Genomic DNA, 20,231 nt, shown 5'->3' on the forward strand with positions numbered 1-20,231 from the left:
GCCTGTACATAGGGGGATGGATATGATAGAAATCAGTGTCTGTATGATTATAAAAAATGAAGAGGATGTTCTGGCACGCTGCTTAAACTGTGTAAAACAATTCGCAGATGAAATGATTATTGTTGATACAGGAAGTGATGATCAAAGTCGTAAGATTGCGGAAACATATACGGATAAGGTATTTGATTTTGTATGGTGCGATGATTTTAGTAAGGCAAGAAATTTCGCATTTGAAAAAGCAACAAAGGATTTCAGGATGTGGTTAGATGCGGATGATGTCATATTAGATGAGGATATACAAAAAATCAAAGATTTAAAACAACGTCTGACTTTAGATGTGGATATCGTATTGATGAAATATCATACCGCATTCGATCAAGACGGGAATCCTGTATTCACGTATTATCGGGAGCGTTTGATCAATGCCAATAGTCATTTAAAGTGGCAGGGAGTGATTCATGAAGTGATTCCTTTGATAGGAAAACTGCAATATGAAGACATTGCGATTACACATCGCAAAGAACATGTGGCAGACCCTGATCGTAATATAAAAATATTTGAAGGTTTGATACAAAAAGGTGTTTCTTTCTCACCAAGAGAACAATTTTATTATGCAAGAGAATTATACTATCATCAAAGATATGCAGAAGCAATTGATCAATTCCAAGCCTTTTTAAATGGGAAACAAGGCTGGATTGAAAATAATATTGATGCCTGTGAGATGATGGGGTATTGCTGTTACTATGTGAATCGGGAAGAAGATGCACTACGTTGTTATTTTGAAAGTTTTTTATATGATGTTCCACGTGCAGAATTATGTTGTGATATAGGTCAGCATTTGTTTGATCGAGGACAGTGGATGCAGGCAATGTACTGGTTTGAGGCAGCTATACATTGTCAGATGAATTTAGAAAGTGGAGGATTTGTGCGAAGGGAATGCTATGATGAATTTCCTAAAAAAAGAATTGCGATTTGTAAAGAAATGCTTAATATAAAATGAAATTATTTTTTTGTTAATGGAATCCTTGTTTCTGTGATACTATAAAGCTATACAAGAAATGAGGAATACTTATGAAACTATTAGATACGGTAAATAAGTGGTCTAAGGAAAAAATGTATGATGTCAAAGCAACATTAATCAAAAATGTAACTAGATATGATAAAATTACAAGCAAAAATATGATGGAGGAAGTGATTAGGGAATATCATCAAATAGATGTTATTTCTAACTATATGGATTATGAAGAGTATGAATAATAATGAATTTTGAAGAACAAATGAAGCATACAAAGATAATCGATAAATTTTAGAAAAGGAGTATACGTATATGAAAGAACATGACTTTTTCAAACAGCAGGAAAACTTTAAAAAGATGATTTCACAAATGAATACAAAAGATGCCATACAATATTTGATCCATATGCGTTTGTTTAAAGATGAAGAGGATTGTATACAACATCTTAAAAGATTTTCAAATGTTGAAGATGCAATGAAAGAACTTTTTTCAAAAGATTGTATGTTTCCAGGTTTTGATGAAGAATATTCGATGATAAATAAACATCAAATGCTGGATTCTATTCTAACGCTTGCTTGTCGAAACGATAAGTTACCTTATCGATATTTTGATAATATCAGTGAAGATTGCAGCTTTTTGAATGGAGATTATGAATATGAAGAAAGCAATTGGTATTTAGCACATGAAATGCTACCATCATTCATTGATCAAATTGAACAAACCTGTACATATTTTCATTATGATACCATTGATGATTTGAAGTATTTATATGCAACTGATTTATTAAGTTACTATCTTTGTTATATAGAAGCATATGAAACAGAAAATAAAACTGATATGGAATTACTAAAGCGAATCAAGAAAATGTTTCCTAAACAGAAGATACCATCATTTAAAAATATGAAATTAAAACAGATAGATACCATGATATTGGAAGCATCAATGCAAGAAACATCTTATGGAAATGACGGATATTATGATGAAACAACAAAATCATTTTATACAGATGATGATATGATGTATATGGATATTGATGAAGAAGATGAAATATATCGAATAGAATTGGATAAGAAAGAAATATTAAAGCGGTTTATTGATCGACTAAATCCTAATCGCTACGATACAGATTATTTATATAATTGCTTTTATGGTAGGAAAGCATTTCGCAACTGTAAAGATGCATTTCGAAAATATAATATCTTAAAGGATTTTGAATGCTATGAACAAAACGAAATCACTTTAGCCTGTATTGGCTGGTGTATAAAATATGGTTATTCTTACAAAGATTTACAAGTAGATATTAAACAATTAAAAAGATAAAGGAGATAAGGCATATGGAGTATTACACATTTACGTTGCCAGAATATGTATTCAATCTATTTCAAGGTAAAATCTAGAGTAGAGGTATAGAACTTTATGAAGAAGGTGAAGTCAAAGAAGCTTATGCATTCGATGAAAAAACTGTCATATGCAAGGTAAAAGGCACAATTCTTTATACAGTAATCATTCATTTTGATGATGGAGAAGTAAATTTAGAATGTAATTGTGAGTATATGGATGATTGTAAACATGAGGTTGCTGCTTTGATGTATCTGAAAGATCATCCTCAATTACCTGTGATGAAAAAACCTTATTCATTAGATGTTACGGAATTAGAGGAATTTGCATTAAGGGTATCAGAAGCAGAATATGATGTGGATGAAGAATTTGGAGATTATGATGAAACATTGAATACATTATATGATGAAATAGAAGAAGTAGAATCAGTTGAATTAAGATTACAGATGCTGCTTTGTTTAAACAGATGCTTTACATTAAATGAAAAAGGTGCAAAGATTGTCAAAGATTTACTAAATGAAGATATTGACAAGGTTTATCAGGATCTAAATCATAACGAAAAATCAGAAGATTTATTGTTTTCACTGATTGTTTCGTTAGCTGAATTAGAAGATAAGGACTGTAGACAATCTATATCTACATTGATTGAATATTTACTGAATGAGCCTTTAAAGCGAAAAGCAGAAGCAAAAGAATTATTTAATAGATATTGTGATGATCGATAATAAAGAAAAAGTGGTGTTTTAAAAAGATGTTCTAACATTATTTTCTATGTCAAATATGACACCATTAGTATTGATTACTAATTATGCAAAGTAAAAAAGCTGAAATATGCTATGATTCTTATTTGTTAATGGGAAAATAAAAAATTAGATTTCAAAGCTTGTATAAGGGGATTCTATCGCTTTTCTCATATAATGAGTTTATATATTGATAGAATTTTCCAATTTTTGTAGTATAATAAGCAAAGTTTTGAAATAAGGAGAGAACATATGGTAGAAATGAAGAAATATTTAAGTAAAGGTCCAGTTGTTTTGTTGTTGGCAGCGCTTTGTTGCTTTTTATGGGGAAGTGCAACACCATCTATCAAGACTGGTTACGCATTATTACAGATTAATGCACAAGATACACCATCAATTCTATTGTTTGCTGGTATTCGTTTTATGCTGGCTGGTGTAATGGTATTACTACTACAGATGATACTAACAAAAAGATGTATTCAGTTTAAAAGAGGAAGTGGAAAAAGAATTGCTATTTTAGCATTATTTCAAACAATTGGGCAATACTTTTTCTTCTATGTAGGACTTGCACATACAAGTGGAGTAAAAGGTGCAATAATTACAGGGATGAATGTTTTTTTAGCGATTTTAGTTTCCAGTTTTATTTTCCATTTTGAAAAATTAAGTAAAAGAAAAATGATAGGATGTTGTTTAGGATTTGCTGGAATTGTTATCATCAATATAACTCCTAGTGCTCAATTAGATGCTTCTTTTTCGATTATGGGAGAAGGCTTTGTATTATTGGCGCAGGTTGCTTATGCTTTATCTAGTGGTTTTATTAAGAAATTTGGAAATGAAGATGATCCTGTCATGTTGAGTGGAGGTCAGTTTTTTGTTGGAGGAATCGTACTTGCTGGAATTGGATTTGTGATGGGTGGACAAATCTGTTTTGGTAATTTATCATCTTATCTAATTACATTATATCTGGCTTTTATATCAGCTGTAGCCTATACATTATGGGGTATTCTGTTGAAGTATAATCCTGTAAGTAAAGTAAGTATCTATGGCTTTATGAACCCATTATTTGGTGTTTTGTTGTCTGCAATTATTCTGCAGGAAGGCTCACAGGCTTTTAGTTTGCAGGGAATTATGGCTTTATTACTTGTTGTAATAGGGATCATGGTGGTAAATTTGAAAGGAAAAAATCAGAAATATCAGAAAAATTAAGCGTTTCATTAGTCTGAAAATGTGAAAATAACGAAAATTTAAAAGTTTTCTAGTTTCTTATTGTCTTCTGTAGTATAATATGGTCGGCTGTGTATGATTTTTGTATATCAATGATGAAAAAAGATGAAGGAGTTACTATTATGTTTAAGAGTATTCAATATGTTTTAAAAGAAAATTTTACAAATCTATACCGTATATTCTGTATAGCAAAATACGAATTACTTGCAGATATGCGAGATTCTAAATTTGGTTTATTTTGGAATTTTGCATCTCCAGCTATTCAAGTTCTAACTTATTGGCTGATTTTTGGAATTGCATGGCATAAAAAACCAATTGGGAAAGTTGAATATCTACCTTGGTTAGTTATTGGTTATGCAGCATGGTGGTTTATACAACCCTGTATTCAAAATGGTTGTAGCGCTGTATTTTCTAAAACAAGCGTTATTACTAAAATGAAGTTTCCAGTAAGTGTTTTACCTGCGACAATATGTGCGAAAGAATTTTTTAATCATTTATGTATGTTAGCAATTGCTATTGTAACATTGTTGATATGCGGATATTATCCTAATTTTTATTGGTTAGGAATGATATATTATGCTATTTGTGCATTTGCTTTTGTAGAAGCAGTATCTTTGATCTTATCAGTATTGACTATGTTGTGGAGAGATGTAAGAAAACTAATAACATCATTAATGCGAATGTTAATGTATTTTTCTCCCGTTATATGGGATTGCCATTTTGATGCTAAAGTACCTTTTCATAATCTTTTAAATTCTTTAATGAAATTAAATCCAGTATACTATATAGTGAATGGATATCGTGATTCAGTATTTTATGATAAATCAATCTTAGCACATCCTGCTCAAGGTTTATATTTTTGGTGTGTAGTATTAGTGCTTTTTGGTATAGGATGTATGCTAATGTATAAATTTAAACGCAAATTTATTGATTTAATTTAACGAGGTGATATCATGTCAAAAAATATGTATGAGAGTAGTCAATATGCTGTGGAATTAAAAAATGTTTCTAAAATATATAAATTACAAAAAAAAGATGGTCAAAAAAGTAATGATCATGAAAGCTTTTATGCTCTGAAGGATATAAGTATGAAAATTCAACGAGGCGATGTTGTCGGGATTTTAGGAACAAATGGTTCTGGAAAATCTACTTTGTCCGTAATATTGGCAGGCATTTCTGATATTGATGGTGGAGAAATGACTATTAATGGGGAACAAGCGCTAATATCTATCAATACAGGCTTAAATCAGCAACTTACAGGGTTAGAAAATATTAATGTTAAAGGTGCTTTAATGGGACTTTCTAAAAAAAGAATTCAAGAAATAACAGATGATGTAATTGAATTTGCAGAATTAGGCGATTTTCTTTATCAACCAGTAAAAAAATATTCAAGTGGAATGAAATCTAGACTTGGATTTTCTATATCTTTGGCATTAGATCCAGATATATTTATTGTAGATGAAGCATTATCAGTTGGTGATAAAGGGTTTGCTCAAAAATGTATGAACCGTATGAAAAAATTACGTGATGAGGAAGGTAAAACAATATTCTTTATATCTCATGCATTACCACAAGTAAGAGAATTTTGTAAAACAGGAATGTGGATTGAGGGTGGAAAATTGGTAGAAATTGGGAATATTGATGAGGTTTGCGATCATTATTCTGAATATGTGGATAAATATAATGCTTTAAGTGATAAAGAAAAGAAAAAAAAGCTTGAAGAAAAATTTGAACAACGTGTTATACATGATGTTAAACTAGGTTTTTTTGATAGACTATTTTCAAAGAAATAAGGCAGCAACAATTAGTTGTTGCTTTTGCTCTATCTAATGATAAAAAAGGAGGTTTTTATGGATAATACGATTTGTGTTAATTCAAAAAGATTAATTTGGCTAGATCAGTTAAAAGCTATTTCTATGTATTTAGTCATTTTAGGGCATTCTTTACTAAAATTTAAAAAACATTTAATGTTTAAAGTAATATATTCATTTCATATGCCATTATTTTTTATCATCTCTGGCTTTACTTTTAATCCAAATAAATATGAACGGATATCAGAATGTATAAAGGATAAAATTATAAAATTAGTTTATCCCTATATAATGTTGAATATTTTGGTTTTACCTTTGTGGTATATTAATAAAATAACTGGAATGGTTCCACATGATTCATTTATAAAAGTTTTAATTGGTATTTTCTATTCCAATGCTAGTGTTGTAAGAGCTCCATCTAATGCAACTTGGTTTTTAATGACTATGTTTTTGACACAAATTATTTATTATACTTTATATCATTATTTAAAGGACGATAAATCTGTATTTATAATGTCATGCGTTATATGCTTGACTGGTTTAATTGCACCTTTAGGAAAAGAAGAATTTGATGCTCCATTACATCTTGATGTAGCTTTAGTAGCTCAGTTTTATTATGGTAGTGGCTATATACTAAGGAAAAATTTTAGATACTTTCAAAAATGTTTAGCTAATAAAACCTTTTTGAAAATTCTTGCAATTGTTATCATAGCTTCGTTTTTTTGCTTAATAAATAAACAAGTGGATTTATCTAATGAATTATATAGGAATTTTACGTATACTTTAATTACATCTTTATCTTTTTCGTTTGTTCTAATTTATGTTGTTTTCAGAAGTGGTTTGCATTTTAAGGCTTTATCATATATTGGGAAAAATACGTTAATTATTTTGGCATTACACATTCCTTTATTACGCATTTTACAAGCGTTTTTTCCTTTGTTTCAAAAAAATCAAGTCTATGCAGTATTAGCTTCAATAATTATATTTATAATCATGATACCTATTATCTGGTTTATAAATAAATTTTTGAAATTTATAATAAAAATGCCAATGTTTTTAAAGAAAATAATTATAAAGGATTAAGGAAATGGTGGATAATTATGCAAATACTAATTAAATTTTTAACAGCTATTTTAAATTTTATATATTTTTTTATAAAACTTTTACCCGTTAGAGATAAAGTTGTTATGATTTCTAGACAGAGTAATGAACCATCTAGAGATTTTAAACTATTGAAAATCGCTTTGAATAAATTGAATCCAAATATTGAAGTTGTATTTCTATGCCATACTTTAGATGGCGGATTACATTCATCAATTCTAAATAAAATAAAATATGCTTTTCATATGTTGAAACAAATGAAAGAAATAGCAACAAGTAAAGTAGTTGTATTAGATACTTATTGTATTGTTGTATCGTTATTAAAACACAAAAAATCATTATGCATTATTCAAATGTGGCATTCAATTGGGACTATGAAAAAATTTGGGTATACTACGCTTGATACAGCTGAAGGAACTCAAAAAAGTATAGCTAAAATGATGAGGATGCATGAACAATATGATTATGTTTTAGCTAGTTCACCAGCTTATGTTAGTGATTTAGCTAAAGGTTTTAATTGCTCAAAAGAAATAGTTAAAATAATGCCATTACCTAGAGTAGATCTTTTAAAAGATAAAAATTTTAAAATTGAAAAACAGAAACAGATTTACCAAAAATATCCACAATTGAAAGAGAAAAAAGTAATATTATATGCACCAACTTTTAGAAAAGATGAGTCAGAAATGCAAAAAGCAGTAGAACAATTAAGTATATCTTTAAAGGATGATCAAATTTTAGTTCTAAAATTGCATCCTTTGTCTAAACTTAATACAGATAATTTGAAAGTTTTATTAACACCTGATTTTGATTCATTTGATATGCTATTTGTGGCTGATGCTTTGATTAGCGATTATTCTTGCATTATCTACGAGGCGGCATTATTAAATATTCCTTTATATTTCTATAATTTTGATATGTACAAGTATACTGGTGTAAGGGGATTGGCTATTGATTATGAGCATGAATTACCAGGTGTCATTAGTAAAGATCCTAAAAAATTAATAAATGCAATAGAGAACACGACTTATGATTTTGATAAATTAGATAAATTTTGCAAAAAATATGTGATTTATCACAAAAACGCAAGTAAAGATATTGCGGAGTTCATCATTAGTAATATGAAGATAAGAGGTGACGCCTGATGGGAAAAGTTAAAATAAAAGAAATGTCATGGCATAGTATTTATTTAACAATTAAATTTGAAGGTGAGGAAGTCAATGATTTTGATTATTATGTTACAGATTTGAAAAATGATTATAATTTAGGAAAAGCAGATGATAATCAATTAGTGATTAATATCGTTAATATAAATGATACAAAACTATTAGATAATGGTAAATGGTACTTTTATTATATGAAAAATGATAAAAAAAATATTTTATCAATAAACCCTAAATTTGGATATACCTTAGAAAATTTAGATAAAATATATCGATATGGAAGTGAATGTTATTCGTATATTATAAATTTTCAGATAGTAGATAAATCTATTTTAGAAAAAAAAATAAGCCAGCAAAATATAGTTGGTGATAAGTTCCTTATTAATGAAAATGATTTGATACTTTGCATGTTTACTACATACATGAAAAAAAATAAACATCCAGAAAAAAAAGATGTGATTTTGGAATCGAATTCATTAAAGCAAGGATTACGAAAAATCGTTTTTATAGTTACAAAATCAACAATAAGAAGTATTTACGCAATACTAAATAAAATAAGAAAAAAAGATGGGAAACATATTTTGTTTATGTCAGAAACTAGAGTGCCTATTGGCGGTAATTTAAAAGCGATAGACTCAAGAATAAAGGAACGAGGTCTAGATAAAGAATTCAAAATAAGTTATTCTTTTTCAAAAACATTACAGCAAAGTAAACTTAAAACTTTTTTTACATGGTCAAGATTATTATGGCTTATTGCAAAACAGGATTACATTTTTGTAGATGATTATGTTCCTATATTTAAAACAATAACTTTGTATAAAGATACAAAGTTAATTCAGGTATGGCATGCTGGAGTTGGGTTTAAATCTGTTGGATATTCCAGATTTGGAAAAGCAGGATCACCGTTACCTAAAGATTCTTGCCATAGAAAATATGATTACGCATTAGTAGGAAGTAATGGCTTAATACCAGTTTATGAGGAAGTTTTTGGTATTCCAAGAAATCATTTTATTGCAACTGGACTACCTAGACTAGATGACTATTTAAATCAAAACAAAATCAGTGAATTTAAAAATCAATTTTATAAAGATTTTCCTGAATTATTAGGAAGGAAAATTATAATGTTTGCACCTACATATAGAGGAAATACACAAAAGGAAGCATACTATCCTTATGATAAAATTAATATGAATTTAGTTAAAGAACTATGTGAACATGAATATGCATTTATTTTCAAGATGCATCCTTTTATAACTGAAAAAATTGAAATTCCTAAAGAAAATAATAAATATATAAAAGATCTTTCAAATTATGGTGATATTAATGAAATGTTTTATGTAACAGATGTGTTGATTACAGATTTTTCAAGTAATATTTATGAATTTGCATTACAAAGAAAACCTATGATTTTTTATGCTTTCGATAAAGATTTCTATCAATTAACACGTGGTGTTCATAGAACTCTTGAACAGGCACCTGGAGTCGTTTGCGAAAGATTTGAAGAGGTGATAGAAGTAATTAAAAACAATAAATATGACATGAATAAATTAAATGATTTTTTAAATGAAAGCTTTAATGATCACAAAAGGTTATCAAGTGATATTGCAATAGATAAAATATTATTAAATAAGGAATAATAGTGAGGTGTGTATATAATGGATAAAACTGAAATTACAATTGTTATAACTCTAAAAAACGGTATAGAAGGCCTGCTTCAAACAATCAAAAGTATAAAATCGCAAAAGCATTGTAGTTATAATGTTTTAATAGTAGGGGAAGATATAAAAAAAGTTCAAGAATTAATTCAAATACCAAAAGATAATTTTTTGTTTTTAGAATATGAAGGGACCCCTGGTGAAGTATTAAATAAAGCAATTCAAATGGTCACTACTCAATATGTTATGTTTATGGAATCATTTGATATCTTAAGCCCAAATTTTATAAATGAAAATTTAAAAGCATTGAAACAATATAAAGAAGCATCATTTTCTGTAACAAAGTCCTATTGTATAAATCCATTAATGACCAAGGATAAAATTCAGCATATTTTAAGTAAAAAATTCATTGAGGAATATGAAATATGCGACTTAACCAAAACATATGAGAGGTTAACTACTGCTTTAGATTCATCTGTTTTCAAAACAACAGAAATAAAAAGTATAAAATTCAAAGAAAATCTTCCTTTTGAATATGGTACAGATATGGTGATGAAACTCTTATTAAATAATGCTAAATATATTTCTGTTCCTAAAGCATTTTACAAATATTATGCACCAAGAGAAAATCAAGTTTTATATCATGTCCCATCCCATGATATAAAATGGTATCAAGAATCGATAAAAGATTATGTATTTGATCTTATAGAATACGCAAAAGAAAAAAAACAATGTTTACCAGCTTTTCTTCAAAATTATTTTGTTTACTATATAAATTGTAGAATGATGGCTAATAAAGATAATAGAAACAAAAAGGTTTTATTAGGTAAGTCGTTAGAAGAATATTTAATTTTAGTTCATCAATTATTTCTTGAAATAGATGATTATTATTTGTTAAATCAGGATGAATTGCCCTATATAACAAAAAATCCAGAGATTAGATGTATGTATCTGCGTATTAAATATGGTAAAGAGAATGTAAAATATAATTATTATGCATATGATAGTATCGAGGGCAGAGATATCGATATGCGATTTAAAGAGTTTTTAATTTCAACATTAAGTACTCACAGATTTACTATTAATGTAATGAATTATGTTAATGGGAAAATTTGGATAGATGGTTCTTTAATTAGTATTTTTCAACATAGTGATGTTCAGTTTTATGCATTATTTAATGATAAAAAATATATAGTAGAAGATACCGATGCTTATTCTTTAACTAAATATTTTGGCGTTCCAGGCTATCGTAGATTGACTTATCATTTAGAAATACCTTTAGATGAAAACAAAAAAATGCAAAGGATAACTTTTTATGCAAAGATTCAAGGTGAAGAATTTCAAATGAAAATATCTTTTGCAAATCATTGGGCTAAATTATCTAAATCACCTAGGTATTCATATTGGAGATTTAATAAGTATCTATGTCACCATGCAAATAATGGTATTAATATAAAATTGGCAACTAAAACAAATGTTTTGAAGCGAGAAATTCAGTTTCAATTGAATTTGATTAGAAACCATAAGAAAAAAGATTTTAAAGCTTTGGGTTTTCGATGGTTATATTGGATTACACATCCATACTTCAAAAAACAAAAAATATGGTTAATGTTAGATAAGTTGTATAAGGGTGGAGATAGTTGTGAATATTTATATCGATACTGTGCAAATTTTGAAGATGGAATTACAAAATATTATTTGATTAATGAAAATACAATAGATTATAAAAATTTAGTAAAAGACGGTTATAAACCATTGAAAAATGGTAGTTTAAAGCATAAGCTGGTTTTCGTAAATGCTGATATTGTTTTGATAACAAATTCCCATTTATTCCCTTTTAATGGATATAATAAAGGAACTTCTAAATATATAAGAGGATTATGCAACTTTGGATCAATGTGTTTACAACATGGTTTATCTGTTCAAAAATGTGCAATTGCTCAAAGAAGGATTATTGATAATACAATGATGTATTTTTTAGCAAGTAAATTTGAATATGATAATTTATCTAAACATGCTTATGGTTATAAAGGTTTTGATATTTTGAAATTAACTGGTATAGGACGTTATGATGGCTTAAAAAATAATGATAAAAAACAAATTTTATTATCACCAACATGGAGAATGTATAATGCTCTTCCTGTCACAACTAGTGAAGGAGAGCAGAGAGGATATAATCCAGAATTTAAAAATTCACTATATTTTCATGTATATAATGATTTAATCAATAATGAAAAATTAATTGCATGTGCAAAAAAATATGGTTATAAAATTAAATTTCTTTTGCATCCTATTTTGAGTTCACAAAAAGATGATTTTACTCCAAATTCTGAACTTGAAGTAATTCCATCTGTAGGAGATTTAAGTTATGAAAAAATATTAACAGAATCAAGCTTAATGGTAACTGATTACTCTGGTGTGCAGTTTGATTTTGCATATATGAGAAAACCTATAGTTTATTTTCATCCTGAGGTATTACCTCCACATTATGATGATGGTATTTTCTTTTATGATTCAATGGGATTTGGGGAAATTTGTACGAAATCAGATCAATTAGTTGATGTTTTATGTGATTATATGAGAAAAGGATGTAATATGAAAGATATGTACAGAGAACGAGCAGATAATTTTTATGTGTATAATGATCATAATAATTGTGAAAGAATTTATAAGGAGATTATGAAATACCAAAAACAGGTTGATATTGATAAATCAAGAAAAAAATAAAGACATTTCAATTTGAAAAAGTTATAATAAAATAGGAAGGATTAGAAAAATCCGTAAGGAGTGAATAAATATGAATATAGCAATTATATTTGCAGGTGGCAGTGGTGTAAGAATGGGGGCAGGGATGCCTAAACAGTTTTTGGAAATTAATGGGAAGCCTATTATCATACATACATTAGATAATTTCCAAAATAGCCCAGCAATTGATAAAATTTATATAGCTTGCAAAGCAGACTATATGGAAACTTTAAAAAATTTAACCAATAGATTTGCAATTACAAAAGTCGCTAAAATAGTAGAAGGTGGAGTAACAGGGCAGGATTCTATTTTTCACGCTTTAAAAGCAGCGTATAATGAGAATCCTAAAGACTCTATTGTCTTAATACATGACGGAGTTAGACCTTTTGTTAGTGAAGAGGTTATAGAAAAGAATATTGAAAGTGTAAAAAAATATGGTAGTGCAATTACGTGTACTGCATTCTTTGAAACACCTATTCTAAGTAAAGATGGACATCAAGTAGAAGAAATGCCATTAAAGAAAGAAACCTTTACTGCACAAGCCCCTCAAAGTTTTTATTTAGGAGAAATTGTAAGTGCACATGAAGAAATGAGAAAAATTAATCCTGAATATATAGACATCGCTGATTCATGTAATCTATATAAAAATCTAGGTAAACAAGTTTATATCGTTCAAGGAAATAGAGGAAATATAAAAGTTACTACACCTGAAGATTTTTATGTGTTAAGGGCATTATTGCAGTATAAAGAAAATGAACAAATTTTAGGTTTAAAATAGGAGGTAACTATGAATTGTATTTTAAAAGAAGATTTACAAAGAATCGTAAAACAAAATATTAATTGGAATGCTCTAAAAAATAAAAGTGTAATGGTTACAGGTGCAAGTGGCATGGTTGGTTCATATTTTGTTAGAACTTTATTAGAGTTAAATGAATCAATGAATATGGGTATTAAAGTAATTGGAGTCGTACGAAATGTGAAAAAAGTGGCTGAGGATATAAAAGATAATGCGTATGTCGAACTATTATCGCACGATGTTACAAAACCATTTAATTATGATGGGAACGTGGACTATATTATACATGCTGCAAGTCCTGCTAGCCCTAGCATTATGAAAGATGATCCTGTAGGTACAGTTGCTGCAAATACATTAGGAGCATTTTATACATTACAATTGGCTCATGAAAAAAAATCAGAAGGTTATATGTTCATATCATCTCGTGAAATTTATGGACAACCATATCCTGGACAAGAATTTTTTGATGAAAACAGTTATGGTTTTGTAAATCCGTTAGATCCAAGATCTTGTTATCCAGAAGGAAAGAAAGCAGCTGAAACTATGTGTTCAAGTTTTAAATCACAGTATGGACTAAATACTAAAATTGCGCGATTAGCTCATACATATGGTCCTGGGATGTCGATTTATGATGGCCGTGTTCAGGCAGACTTTTTAAAAAATGTTTTGTTTAATGAAAATATTGTATTAAAAAGTGAGGGAACAAGTGTACGTACATATACCTATATTGCTGATGCTATTGCTGGAATGTTTTATGTTTTATTGAACAGTGATGACATGGTATATAATATTGGCGATGAAAATGGCAAAGTTTCTATTAAGGAACTCGCAGAATTATTAGTTAAGATAACTCCAGAAAAGAAATTGAAATTGATTTTTGATATACCAAAAGAAAAAAATAATGGCTGTGCTCCTTTTACTGGAGGAATACTTAGTAGCGCAAAATTAAGAAAGTTAGGATGGAATCCGAATAATACATTGGAAGAAGGCTTTTTAAGAACTATACATTATTTAGAAATTGAGAAAGAAAAAGGTTGTTTATAGATTTAAAAAAGTATCATGAAGCCAAACATATGACTAATGATACTTTTTATTTATATTATCAATTAAGATTTCTTAAGTAGACATACGTTATATATATGATATATACTAAAAATGGCTTTGAAATTAAGCAGATATTAAAAAAAGATAAGGATTGGGGCATAAATATGGCATTTAATACGTTAACATTTTTATTGTTTTTTGTAGTGATTTTGATTTTATATTATATAGTACCATTAAAATATAGATGGATTTTTTTACTTCTTTCTAGCTATTTTTTCTACTTATATGCAAGTGTGAAATTTGCATTATTTATAATTATAACAACAATAAGTTCTTATATTGGAGCTATTATGATTGATAAAACACATGTTGAAGAAAGAAAAATCAAAGATATGGATTTAACTGCTGCTGAGAAGAAAATAGAAAAAGAAAAAATCAAGAAAAATAGGAAGTTCATTTTAATTTCTTTACTTGTTTTAAATTTTGGAATTTTAGTATTCTTAAAGTATTTTAACTTTTTTGCACAAAATTTAAATGTATTATTTGATTCTATTTCTTTGGCGAATAGAGTTCCTACTTTTAATCTGATCCTACCATTAGGGATATCATTTTATACTTTTCAGACAATGTCATATGTTATTGATGTTTATTGGGGAAAAGTGAATGCTGAAAGAAATTTAGGAAAAGTAGCTTTATTTGTGTCTTTTTTTCCTCAAATAATAGAAGGTCCAATTGGAAGATTTAAAGATTTAGCACCACAATTGTATAAACCTAATGCCAACTCAGAAAAAAATATTGTTTATGGTGTTCAATTAATGATGTGGGGATATTTTAAAAAAATGGTAATAGCTGATAGAGTAGCTGTAGTTGCAGATTTTGTTTTTGGAAATTATTTAAGCATCTCTGGTGTTGGTACAATAATTGGGATTTTCTTATATGCAATACAAGATTATACTGACTTTTCTGGATGTATAGATATAGCGCGAGGTTGTGCTCAAGCAATGGGAATTGAGATGGCAGAGAATTTCAAAAGACCATATTTTTCAAGGACGATTCCAGAGTTTTGGAGAAGATGGCATATGTCTTTAGGTGCTTGGATGAAAGATTATGTTTTTTATCCATTCTCATTGACGAAAGTTATGCGTAAATTAGGAAAAGCAACTAAAAAGAGATTTGGTAAATATTTAGGAAGAACACTTCCTGTTGCTATTGGAAATATTTTAGTATTCTTTTTGGTTGGAGTATGGCATGGGGCCAATTGGAATTATATAGTATGGGGGCTATTTTATGGCGTATTAATCGCAATAGCTAGTTTAATGAAACCAATATTTGATTGGTTAAATACGAAATTGAAAATTAAAACAAACTCAAAATTATTCATTGGTTTTCAAATCTTAAGAACTTTCTGGATAACATGTATTGGATGCATCATTTTTAGAGCTGAGAATTTGCATGCAGCATGGGATATATTTTTAAAATCTTTCCAAATAATTGATTTCCCTTTAAACATTAAAGCAGAATTATTAACCTTTGGATTAAATAAAGCAAATTACATAGTTTTATTAGCATCTTTGATCATTTTATTTATTATTGATGTTTTCCAAGAAAAGATGTTAATACGTGATTGGTTTAATAAAAGGAATTTGGTCTTTAAATTTTTTATTTACTTTATAGCATTTGCAGCCATTATTGCTTTAGGAATGTATGGACCTGGTATGAGCTCTAATCAATTTGTATATATGCAATTTTAGGAGGACTTTATGAAGAAAAGAAAATTAAGAAATTTAGCAGAAATTAGTATTATTGCCATTGCATTATTACTAGCTTTTACTAGTTGTGCTTTTGCGTTTGATAGACAATTGACACCAAATGAAGTTCGTGTCAAGAATTTTTATAAAGAAGAAAAAGATAGTTTAGATATGGTAGTTATTGGCTCCAGTTCTGTTTATACTTCATTCAGTTCTCCTTTAGCATGGAAGGAATATGGGTTTACTAGTTATGTTTTAGCTACTTCTGGAGCGCCTATGGGAATTATGAAATCAATGTTAATAGAAACAATGAAAACACAAAAACCTAAATTAATAGTTGTTGATATGAATGGAGTTATGTATAATGATAATTTAGAAACTAAAGAAGGCTCATTAAGATTATGGATTGATAATATGCCTTATTCTCAAAATAAAATAGATACTATTAATTATTTAGTTCCAAAGGATCAAAGAGATAGTTATATTAATCCAGTTCTTAAATATCATAATAACTGGGAAAAGTTGGGGTATTGTATAAAAATGTCTATACTAGAAACACGTTATTTCTTTGATAGGAATAATTTATCAGTAAGTGGTATGAGTGGTACTGCAAAAAAAGCTAATAGAAAAAATATTATAGATATCACTAATTATCATGAAACACAACCATTATTTAATGAATCTGGAAAGCATTTATATGATTTATTAGATTATTTAAAGGAAAATGAAATTAAGAATGTAGTTTTTGTTAATACTCCAAGATATTATGAAAAAAGAATGCTTGTTCAAAGAAGAGCATTAACACAAGCTAGTAAAGTTATTAGTCAGTATGGCTATAAAGTATATGATTTGGATTATGATTTAGAAAAGATAGGACTAGATGTTCATGAAGATTTTTATGATCATAATCATGTAAATATATATGGTCAGCAGAAAGTTACACGTTATCTAGCCTCTCTATTTGATAAAGAATATCATTTGAGTGGAGATCATCATTCTGATAAAACAAAAGAAAAATGGAATATCGAATATAAAACATATTCTCGTATATTTAAATGGGTTGAAAATAAAATACAAAATAATGAAAATATAAAATATGATATTAGAAAATTTGAAGATATTATTTTTTCTGATGGGGAGGAGTAATTATGTTTAATATATTAACTTATTTAGAGAAGTCAGCAGCACAGTATCCAGATAAAATTGCTTTCGCAGATAAAGATAAAAGTATAACCTATGAAGAATTAGTAAAACGTTCTAAAGGGATTGGTTCTCAATTAGCAAAACAATTTTCACCAAGAACACCTATTCCAGTCTTTATGGAAAAAAGTGTGGATACTATCTCATTGTTCTTTGGAATAGTATATGCAGGATGTTTTTATGTTTTACTAGATACAAAACAACCTAAAACAAGATTAGATCATATATTAAATACATTGAATGTGAATACATTGATTACATCAATGGGTTATGATAGAGATTTAAAAAAGATAGAATTTGCTGGAAAAGTCATATATCTGGAAGAATTAGAAGAAGATAATGTAATAAATGAAAACTCCTTAATGAAAATCAAAGAACAGGCATTAGATACTGATCCACTGTATGGAATTTTTACTTCAGGTTCAACAGGCATTCCAAAAGGTGTAATTGTCGCTCATCGAAGTGTAATTGATTTCATTGATGTATTTACAGAAACCTTTGGAATTACGAGTGAAGATGTAATTGGAAATCAGGCACCTTGGGATTTTGATGTTTCTGTAAAAGATATTTATTCAACAATTGCTACAGGTGCAACCATGCAGATTATTCCTAAACAATTCTTCTCATTCCCAACAAAGTTGATTGATTTCCTTTGTGAACGTGAAGTGACTACGATTATTTGGGCAGTATCTGCTATATGTATTATCAGCACATTAAAAGGATTTGAATATAAGGTCCCTACAAAATTGAACAAAATAATGTTTTCCGGTGAAGTAATGCCTGTAAAACAATTAAATATTTGGAGAGAATACTTGCCTGATGCAATGTATGTTAATTTATATGGGCCAACAGAAATAACATGTAATTGTACTTATCATATCATCAAAGAAGATTATGAACCAGGGGATGTAATTCCTATTGGAAAACCTTTCCCAAATGAGCGTGTGTTTTTATTAGACGATGAAAATAAAGAAGTTAAAGAACCTGGAAAAAAAGGTGAGCTTTGTGTTAGTGGAACTGCTGTTACATTAGGGTATTACAATAACCCAGAACAAACGCAAAAGGCATTTACACAAAATCCATTGAATCCTTATTATCTGGAAACAATATATCGTACTGGAGATTTAGCATATTACAATGAAGATGGTTTATTATGTTTTGCATCTAGGAAGGATTTCCAGATTAAACACATGGGACATCGCATAGAGTTGGGCGAAATCGAAGGTTCTATGGAAAGTATACATGAAATTAAAAGAGCGTGCTGTATTTTTGAAAACAATAAAATCCATGCATTTTATGATGGAGCGATTGATAAAAAAGAAATTGTGCGAGGTTTGAAAAAGACATTGCCGGTATTTATGATACCTAATGTATTTATTCAAGTAGAACAGTTTCCAATTACAAAAAACGGGAAAATAGATCGTACAGAGTTAAAGAAAAAGATTGAAGGTGAAGATGTTGTACAGGCCTAATTATCAAGAAATAATGTCTACAACGAATACTCCAGCATATGTATTTGATATAGATGTATTGAAAGAAAGAATTCAAAAGATTAAAAATTTACTAGGAAAAAATGTGCATTTATGTTATGCTATGAAAGCCAATCCTTTTGTAGTAGGTAATATAAAAGATGCAATTGATCGCTATGAGGTGTGTTCTCCAGGAGAATTTAAAATCTGTGAAAGAGCAAAGGTTCCTATGGATAAAGTAGTTTTATCAGGTGTTTATAAAGAGGAAAATGATACAAAACGTATTGTGTCAACTTATAAAGATGCTATTGTTTATACTTGTGAATCAGTACGCCAGTTTCATTTGATTGATGAGGCGGCTAACACAAATCACATTTGTGTTCGTGTATTATTGCGTGTAACTACAGGCAATCAATTTGGTATTGATGAAGCAGAATTGTGTCAATTAGTGAAAGACAGAAATCAATATACAGGTGTAAGAATTATAGGTATTCAACATTTTTCTGGAACACAGAGAAAAAAACTTTCTAGATATCAGGAAGAATTAAAATATGCAGATGATTTACTTTCAAAATTAAAAGTAGAATATGGATATGAAGCAGAAGAATTGGAATTTGGTCCTGGATTTTATGTCGAATTTTTTAAAGACGCAAAACCTTATGATGAAGAAGAACTGTTAAAAGGATTTAAAGAGCTTCTAAACAATATGAATTTCAAAGGACAAATTACTTTAGAGCTTGGCAGATTTATAGCAGCAACATGTGGATCATATTATACAAAAATCGTTGATATGAAGAAAAACAATGATATTATATGGTGTATTGTAAATGGTGGTATGCATCAAATAAATTATTTTGGTCAAATGATGGCAATGAAAATTCCTTATTATCGCCAATTAAAAGCTCAAGAAACAGGTAATGAAGAAGTTAAATGTAATATTTCAGGCTCATTATGTACAGTGAATGATAATATTGTGAAAAGTCTTCCACTGCATCACCCTGAAATTGGTGATATTATTGAATTTCAAAATACTGGAGCATATTGCATGTATGAAGGAATATCTTTATTCCTAAGCAGAGATCTTCCTAAAATTTATCTATACGATAAACAGGAAGGGTTAACACTTATGCGAGACACATTTGAAACAAATGTGTTGAACTATAAATCCATAGGAGGTAGATAGAA

17 protein-coding genes are annotated in these 20,231 nt (G+C 28.6%); all 17 read left to right on the forward strand.

Annotated elements, in window-relative coordinates:
• Positions 1 to 22 precede the first annotated feature (22 nt).
• The 17 genes from DW114_RS06595 to DW114_RS06675 all read left to right on the forward strand — a co-directional run bounded on the left by DW114_RS06595 (position 23) and on the right by DW114_RS06675 (position 20,229).
• Entirely contained in the window at positions 23 to 1,000 is a 978-nt protein-coding gene (locus DW114_RS06595) for a glycosyltransferase family 2 protein (RefSeq protein WP_117452981.1), read from the forward strand.
• 71 nt (positions 1,001 to 1,071) lie between these two features.
• Complete coding sequence (locus DW114_RS06600; RefSeq protein ID WP_117452982.1) at positions 1,072 to 1,257, forward strand: hypothetical protein; 186 nt, start codon at positions 1,072 to 1,074, stop codon at positions 1,255 to 1,257.
• Between the two features lie 70 nt (positions 1,258 to 1,327).
• Positions 1,328 to 2,335 (forward strand): hypothetical protein, encoded by a 1,008-nt coding sequence (locus tag DW114_RS06605; protein ID WP_117452983.1) that lies wholly within the window; start codon positions 1,328 to 1,330, stop codon positions 2,333 to 2,335.
• 233 nt (positions 2,336 to 2,568) lie between these two features.
• Positions 2,569 to 3,078 (forward strand): hypothetical protein, encoded by a 510-nt coding sequence (locus tag DW114_RS06610; protein WP_117452984.1) that lies wholly within the window; start codon positions 2,569 to 2,571, stop codon positions 3,076 to 3,078.
• A gap of 267 nt (positions 3,079 to 3,345) precedes the next feature.
• Complete coding sequence (locus DW114_RS06615; protein ID WP_117452985.1) at positions 3,346 to 4,299, forward strand: DMT family transporter; 954 nt, start codon at positions 3,346 to 3,348, stop codon at positions 4,297 to 4,299.
• A gap of 140 nt (positions 4,300 to 4,439) precedes the next feature.
• Complete coding sequence (locus DW114_RS06620; protein WP_117452986.1) at positions 4,440 to 5,258, forward strand: ABC transporter permease; 819 nt, start codon at positions 4,440 to 4,442, stop codon at positions 5,256 to 5,258.
• A 12-nt stretch (positions 5,259 to 5,270) separates the two neighbouring features.
• Positions 5,271 to 6,110 carry an ABC transporter ATP-binding protein gene (locus DW114_RS06625; RefSeq protein ID WP_117452987.1) on the forward strand — a complete coding sequence of 280 codons (840 nt, stop codon included), beginning with the start codon at positions 5,271 to 5,273 and terminating at the stop codon, positions 6,108 to 6,110.
• Between the two features lie 57 nt (positions 6,111 to 6,167).
• Complete coding sequence (locus DW114_RS06630; RefSeq protein WP_117452988.1) at positions 6,168 to 7,211, forward strand: acyltransferase family protein; 1,044 nt, start codon at positions 6,168 to 6,170, stop codon at positions 7,209 to 7,211.
• A gap of 17 nt (positions 7,212 to 7,228) precedes the next feature.
• Positions 7,229 to 8,371, forward strand: a complete 1,143-nt coding sequence (locus tag DW114_RS06635; RefSeq protein ID WP_117452989.1) for a CDP-glycerol glycerophosphotransferase family protein — start codon at positions 7,229 to 7,231, stop codon at positions 8,369 to 8,371.
• A complete protein-coding gene (locus DW114_RS06640; RefSeq protein WP_117452990.1) occupies positions 8,371 to 10,026 on the forward strand; it encodes a CDP-glycerol glycerophosphotransferase family protein in 1,656 nt (551 codons plus the stop codon). Before DW114_RS06635 ends, DW114_RS06640 begins: the two co-directional genes overlap by 1 nt.
• Before the next feature lie 18 nt (positions 10,027 to 10,044).
• Positions 10,045 to 12,771, forward strand: a complete 2,727-nt coding sequence (locus tag DW114_RS06645; protein ID WP_117452991.1) for a CDP-glycerol glycerophosphotransferase family protein — start codon at positions 10,045 to 10,047, stop codon at positions 12,769 to 12,771.
• A 70-nt stretch (positions 12,772 to 12,841) separates the two neighbouring features.
• Positions 12,842 to 13,567 (forward strand): IspD/TarI family cytidylyltransferase, encoded by a 726-nt coding sequence (locus DW114_RS06650; protein ID WP_117452992.1) that lies wholly within the window; start codon positions 12,842 to 12,844, stop codon positions 13,565 to 13,567.
• A gap of 9 nt (positions 13,568 to 13,576) precedes the next feature.
• Entirely contained in the window at positions 13,577 to 14,629 is a 1,053-nt protein-coding gene (locus DW114_RS06655; protein WP_117452993.1) for an NAD-dependent epimerase/dehydratase family protein, read from the forward strand.
• Between the two features lie 95 nt (positions 14,630 to 14,724).
• The gene (locus DW114_RS06660) at positions 14,725 to 16,380 is read left to right on the forward strand and encodes an MBOAT family O-acyltransferase (RefSeq protein ID WP_117452994.1); all 1,656 of its coding nucleotides are present in this window, start codon (positions 14,725 to 14,727) and stop codon (positions 16,378 to 16,380) included.
• A gap of 9 nt (positions 16,381 to 16,389) precedes the next feature.
• A complete protein-coding gene (locus tag DW114_RS06665) occupies positions 16,390 to 17,523 on the forward strand; it encodes a hypothetical protein (protein ID WP_117452995.1) in 1,134 nt (377 codons plus the stop codon).
• A gap of 2 nt (positions 17,524 to 17,525) precedes the next feature.
• Positions 17,526 to 19,049: an amino acid adenylation domain-containing protein gene (locus tag DW114_RS06670; protein ID WP_199483537.1), complete on the forward strand. Its 1,524-nt coding sequence runs from the start codon at positions 17,526 to 17,528 to the stop codon at positions 19,047 to 19,049.
• Complete coding sequence (locus tag DW114_RS06675; RefSeq protein ID WP_199483539.1) at positions 19,033 to 20,229, forward strand: alanine racemase; 1,197 nt, start codon at positions 19,033 to 19,035, stop codon at positions 20,227 to 20,229. The genes DW114_RS06670 and DW114_RS06675 overlap by 17 nt, the downstream gene beginning before the upstream one ends.
• Positions 20,230 to 20,231: the final 2 nt, after the last annotated feature.

The sequence above is a fragment of the Absiella sp. AM09-50 genome (assembly GCF_003433845.1).
Taxonomy (GTDB): domain Bacteria; phylum Bacillota_I; class Bacilli_A; order Erysipelotrichales; family Erysipelotrichaceae; genus Hoskinsella; species Hoskinsella hominis.

Coding starts and splice junctions, on each gene's coding strand:
- DW114_RS06595 (WP_117452981.1), top strand. CDS start 23: ATGATAGAAATCAGTGTCTGTATGATTATAAAAAATGAAGAGGATGTT.
- DW114_RS06600 (WP_117452982.1), top strand. CDS start 1,072: ATGAAACTATTAGATACGGTAAATAAGTGGTCTAAGGAAAAAATGTAT.
- DW114_RS06605 (WP_117452983.1), top strand. CDS start 1,328: ATGAAAGAACATGACTTTTTCAAACAGCAGGAAAACTTTAAAAAGATG.
- DW114_RS06610 (WP_117452984.1), top strand. CDS start 2,569: ATGGATGATTGTAAACATGAGGTTGCTGCTTTGATGTATCTGAAAGAT.
- DW114_RS06615 (WP_117452985.1), top strand. CDS start 3,346: ATGGTAGAAATGAAGAAATATTTAAGTAAAGGTCCAGTTGTTTTGTTG.
- DW114_RS06620 (WP_117452986.1), top strand. CDS start 4,440: ATGTTTAAGAGTATTCAATATGTTTTAAAAGAAAATTTTACAAATCTA.
- DW114_RS06625 (WP_117452987.1), top strand. CDS start 5,271: ATGTCAAAAAATATGTATGAGAGTAGTCAATATGCTGTGGAATTAAAA.
- DW114_RS06630 (WP_117452988.1), top strand. CDS start 6,168: ATGGATAATACGATTTGTGTTAATTCAAAAAGATTAATTTGGCTAGAT.
- DW114_RS06635 (WP_117452989.1), top strand. CDS start 7,229: ATGCAAATACTAATTAAATTTTTAACAGCTATTTTAAATTTTATATAT.
- DW114_RS06640 (WP_117452990.1), top strand. CDS start 8,371: ATGGGAAAAGTTAAAATAAAAGAAATGTCATGGCATAGTATTTATTTA.
- DW114_RS06645 (WP_117452991.1), top strand. CDS start 10,045: ATGGATAAAACTGAAATTACAATTGTTATAACTCTAAAAAACGGTATA.
- DW114_RS06650 (WP_117452992.1), top strand. CDS start 12,842: ATGAATATAGCAATTATATTTGCAGGTGGCAGTGGTGTAAGAATGGGG.
- DW114_RS06655 (WP_117452993.1), top strand. CDS start 13,577: ATGAATTGTATTTTAAAAGAAGATTTACAAAGAATCGTAAAACAAAAT.
- DW114_RS06660 (WP_117452994.1), top strand. CDS start 14,725: ATGATATATACTAAAAATGGCTTTGAAATTAAGCAGATATTAAAAAAA.
- DW114_RS06665 (WP_117452995.1), top strand. CDS start 16,390: ATGAAGAAAAGAAAATTAAGAAATTTAGCAGAAATTAGTATTATTGCC.
- DW114_RS06670 (WP_199483537.1), top strand. CDS start 17,526: ATGTTTAATATATTAACTTATTTAGAGAAGTCAGCAGCACAGTATCCA.
- DW114_RS06675 (WP_199483539.1), top strand. CDS start 19,033: ATGTTGTACAGGCCTAATTATCAAGAAATAATGTCTACAACGAATACT.